2 protein-coding genes and 2 pseudogenes are annotated in these 3,251 nt (G+C 43.1%); 3 read left to right on the forward strand and 1 reads right to left on the reverse strand.

The window, feature by feature from the left end; all coding sequences use genetic code 11:
• The 3 genes and pseudogenes from PX484_RS00610 to kaiC form a co-directional block, all read left to right on the forward strand.
• Positions 1 to 301: pseudogene (locus PX484_RS00610) on the forward strand (circadian clock protein KaiA); the annotation flags it as partial.
• 56 nt (positions 302 to 357) lie between these two features.
• Entirely contained in the window at positions 358 to 672 is a 315-nt protein-coding gene (gene kaiB / locus PX484_RS00615) for a circadian clock protein KaiB (RefSeq protein ID WP_002800410.1), read from the forward strand.
• Between the two features lie 193 nt (positions 673 to 865).
• On the forward strand, positions 866 to 2,428 hold the full coding sequence (kaiC, locus tag PX484_RS00620) for a circadian clock protein KaiC (RefSeq protein WP_002800411.1): 1,563 nt from the start codon (positions 866 to 868) through the stop codon (positions 2,426 to 2,428).
• A 408-nt stretch (positions 2,429 to 2,836) separates the two neighbouring features.
• Here the strand turns inward: kaiC and PX484_RS00625 are convergent.
• A pseudogene (locus PX484_RS00625) lies at positions 2,837 to 3,251 on the reverse strand (lysylphosphatidylglycerol synthase transmembrane domain-containing protein); the annotation flags it as partial.

The following is a 3,251-nucleotide window of genomic DNA, read 5'->3' on the forward strand; positions in this document are numbered from 1 at the left end:
AAGAGATTATCGGGAGATTATTTTAAATTACTTCCAACAGGATTATCCGATTAATCAAGCGATCGATGAGTTGGTTAATAATGTCTTTTTTACCGATCTCTCAGTGTCGCAAATTCTGGAAATTCACATGGAGTTAATGGATGAATTTTCCCAACAGTTAAAATTAGAAGGCAGAAGTGAGGAAATTCTCCTAGATTATCGTCTCGCTCTCATTGATATCCTTGCTCACCTAGGGGAAATGTACCGTCGTTCCATACCTCGCGAGGATATCCCTTATGATTTATTATTGGGAATAGACTAAAATATCCCAGACAAATAGCGATGAACTCATATCCCCAGCCCCTTTGATCCTAACCTATGAGCGTCTTTAAAAAAACCTATGTTTTAAAACTGTACGTCGCCGGGAACACCCCCAACTCCGTGCGAGCCTTAAAAACCCTGAAAAATATCCTAGAAGAGGAATTTCAGGGAGTTTATGCGCTCAAGGTGATTGACGTGCTGAAAAACCCGCAACTAGCGGAGGAAGACAAGATTCTCGCCACTCCTACCCTTGCGAAAGTCCTCCCTCCCCCAGTGCGGAAAATTATCGGTGATTTGTCCGATCGAGAGAAGGTTCTAATCGGGTTAGACTTACTGTACGAGGAAATTCGCGAACGAGAAAATGATGGCTAGGCCTTCGGCAATAGGTGATTAGACGGGTTATATTTATTGAAGGAGAAATGATCGGGGCGTAATCTAGTACGTCTATGGGAAAGTCAAGAGTCAATGGCAATCAAGATAGTGTAAAGTGTCTAGTCAGTCCCGATATGTTTCTGTGGAAAAATTAGATAAAAATCCTACTCTTTAAATACTCGCTGGATAAATAATGACTCAATCTAACTCTAATAGCCAAGCAAATCCACCGATTAAACCGAAAGGTGTTCGCAAAATTAGAACCCTAATTGAAGGCTTTGATGAGATCACTCACGGTGGTTTACCCATGGGGCGAACTACCTTAGTGAGTGGCACTTCTGGCACGGGAAAAACCCTGCTTGCCGTTCAATTTCTCTACCACGGGATCAAGTATTTTGACTATCCGGGCCTGTTTGTTACTTTTGAAGAATCTCCCACCGATATCATCCAAAATGCCTATAGTTTTGGTTGGGATTTAGAAGAATTAATTGACCAGGGTAAGTTATTTATTCTCGATGCTTCTCCGGATCCGGAAGGTCAAGAGGTGGTGGGTAGTTTTGATCTTTCGGCCCTGATCGAGCGCATTCAATACGCAATTACCAAATATAAAGCAAAACTGGTATCAATTGACTCTGTAACTGCTGTTTTTCAGCAGTACGAAGCGGTGTCAGTGGTGCGGCGGGAAATTTTTCGGCTCGTCGCCAGGTTAAAATTATTAGGAGTGACTTCAATTATGACCACGGAACGTATCGAAGAATACGGAGCGGTGGCGCGTTTTGGTGTAGAGGAATTTGTCTCTGATAATGTGGTAATTATGCGGAACGTGCTAGAGGGAGAAAGGCGACGCAGAACCGCGGAAATCCTCAAATTACGGGGAACAACCCACATGAAGGGGGAATATCCCTTTACTATCACCAATGATGGCATTAATATCTTCCCCCTCGGAGCCATGCGTTTAACTCAGCGCTCTTCTAATGTCCGCATTTCTTCGGGAGTAAAAACCCTCGATGATATGTGTGGAGGCGGTTTTTTCAAGGATTCGATTATTTTGGCCACAGGAGCAACCGGTACGGGTAAAACTCTCTTAGTCAGTAAATTTCTAGAAGAAGGCTGTAGGCGCGGTGAGCGGGCGATTTTGTTCGCTTATGAAGAATCTCGCGCCCAATTGTCCCGAAATGCCTCTTCTTGGGGGATCGATTTTGAGGAGATGGAACGCAAGGGATTATTAAAATTATTGTGTTCTTACCCCGAATCGGCGGGATTAGAAGACCATTTACAGATGATTAAGTCGGAAATCTCGGAATTTAAACCCTCTCGTATTGCTATTGATTCTCTATCGGCACTCGCGCGGGGGGTGACAAATAATGCTTTTCGGCAATTTGTGATCGGGGTGACAGGATACGCCAAACAGGAGGAAATTACGGGATTTTTCACCAATACCACCGACCAATTTATGGGAGCGCACTCGATCACCGAATCCCATATTTCTACGATTACCGACACGATTTTAATGTTGCAGTATGTGGAAATTCGCGGCGAAATGTCGCGAGCGATTAACGTCTTTAAGATGCGCGGTTCTTGGCACGATAAAGGGATTCGTGAATATACTATCAGTCAGGATGGGGCGGATATCAAGGATTCTTTCCGCAATTACGAGCGGATTATTAGTGGTTCTCCGACTAAAATTAGCGTCGATGAAAAGACTGAATTATCGCGGATTGTTCGCAATGTGCGCGAAAAATTACAGGATGAATAATCGGCAGTTGACTGATTGAGATTATTTTGAAGGGCGATCGGGTAAAGTTGGTCTTAGGGAAAATAACCACCAGATCAACAAACCTAAGATAATCTAGAGAATATCTTTAACCAGGCGAATTTTTAAAAACTGTGCTTTCTAGATTTTTTGTCCTCAATCCAGACTTTTGGGGGGTTCTACCCCCCAAACCCCCCGTTGGGGGCGTGGCGCCGCCCCCAAACCCCCGCGCATTAGCTTTTCGGTGGGATGCTTACACGCAGTTGTTCATATATTTGTACTAATTTAAAAGTTACTGATAATACTAAATCTGGTTATTAAAGACTGATTATTTATTCCCCTTTTTGCATGAGTACATGAGTGCTTCTCCTGATATGTTACCTATACTCAACGGATTTAGTATGATTGAGATTATTTTGAAGGGCGATCGGGTAAAGTTGGTCTTAGGGAAAATAACCACCAGATCAACAAACCTAAGATAATCCAGAGAATATCTTTAACCCGGCGAATTACAGAAATCGCTAAACCTAATTCTAGACTACCGGTTAAAGAAGCACCCAGCAGCACTAAAGAACCTTCTAAAGTACCGATATTAGCGGGAATAAAAAAGGTTCCAGCGCGCACTAATTGGGCAACGGAATCAAATAACCAAGCATCGGCAAAAGTGATCGGATGTTGGAGAAGTTGCATTAAAACATAGATTTCTAAAACTCCGAGGGGCCAATTGAGAAAACCGACGATCAAGCCATTTCTAAATAGGGGCAGATTCCGGTAAAATTCCCCTAAACGATCATCGACACTGCGAAGATTTTCTAAAGGTTTAGCT

This window comes from Microcystis sp. M49636_WE2 (genome assembly GCF_030065375.1).
Lineage (GTDB): Bacteria > Cyanobacteriota > Cyanobacteriia > Cyanobacteriales > Microcystaceae > Microcystis > Microcystis aeruginosa_C.

Coding starts and splice junctions, on each gene's coding strand:
- kaiB (WP_002800410.1), top strand. CDS start 358: ATGAGCGTCTTTAAAAAAACCTATGTTTTAAAACTGTACGTCGCCGGG.
- kaiC (WP_002800411.1), top strand. CDS start 866: ATGACTCAATCTAACTCTAATAGCCAAGCAAATCCACCGATTAAACCG.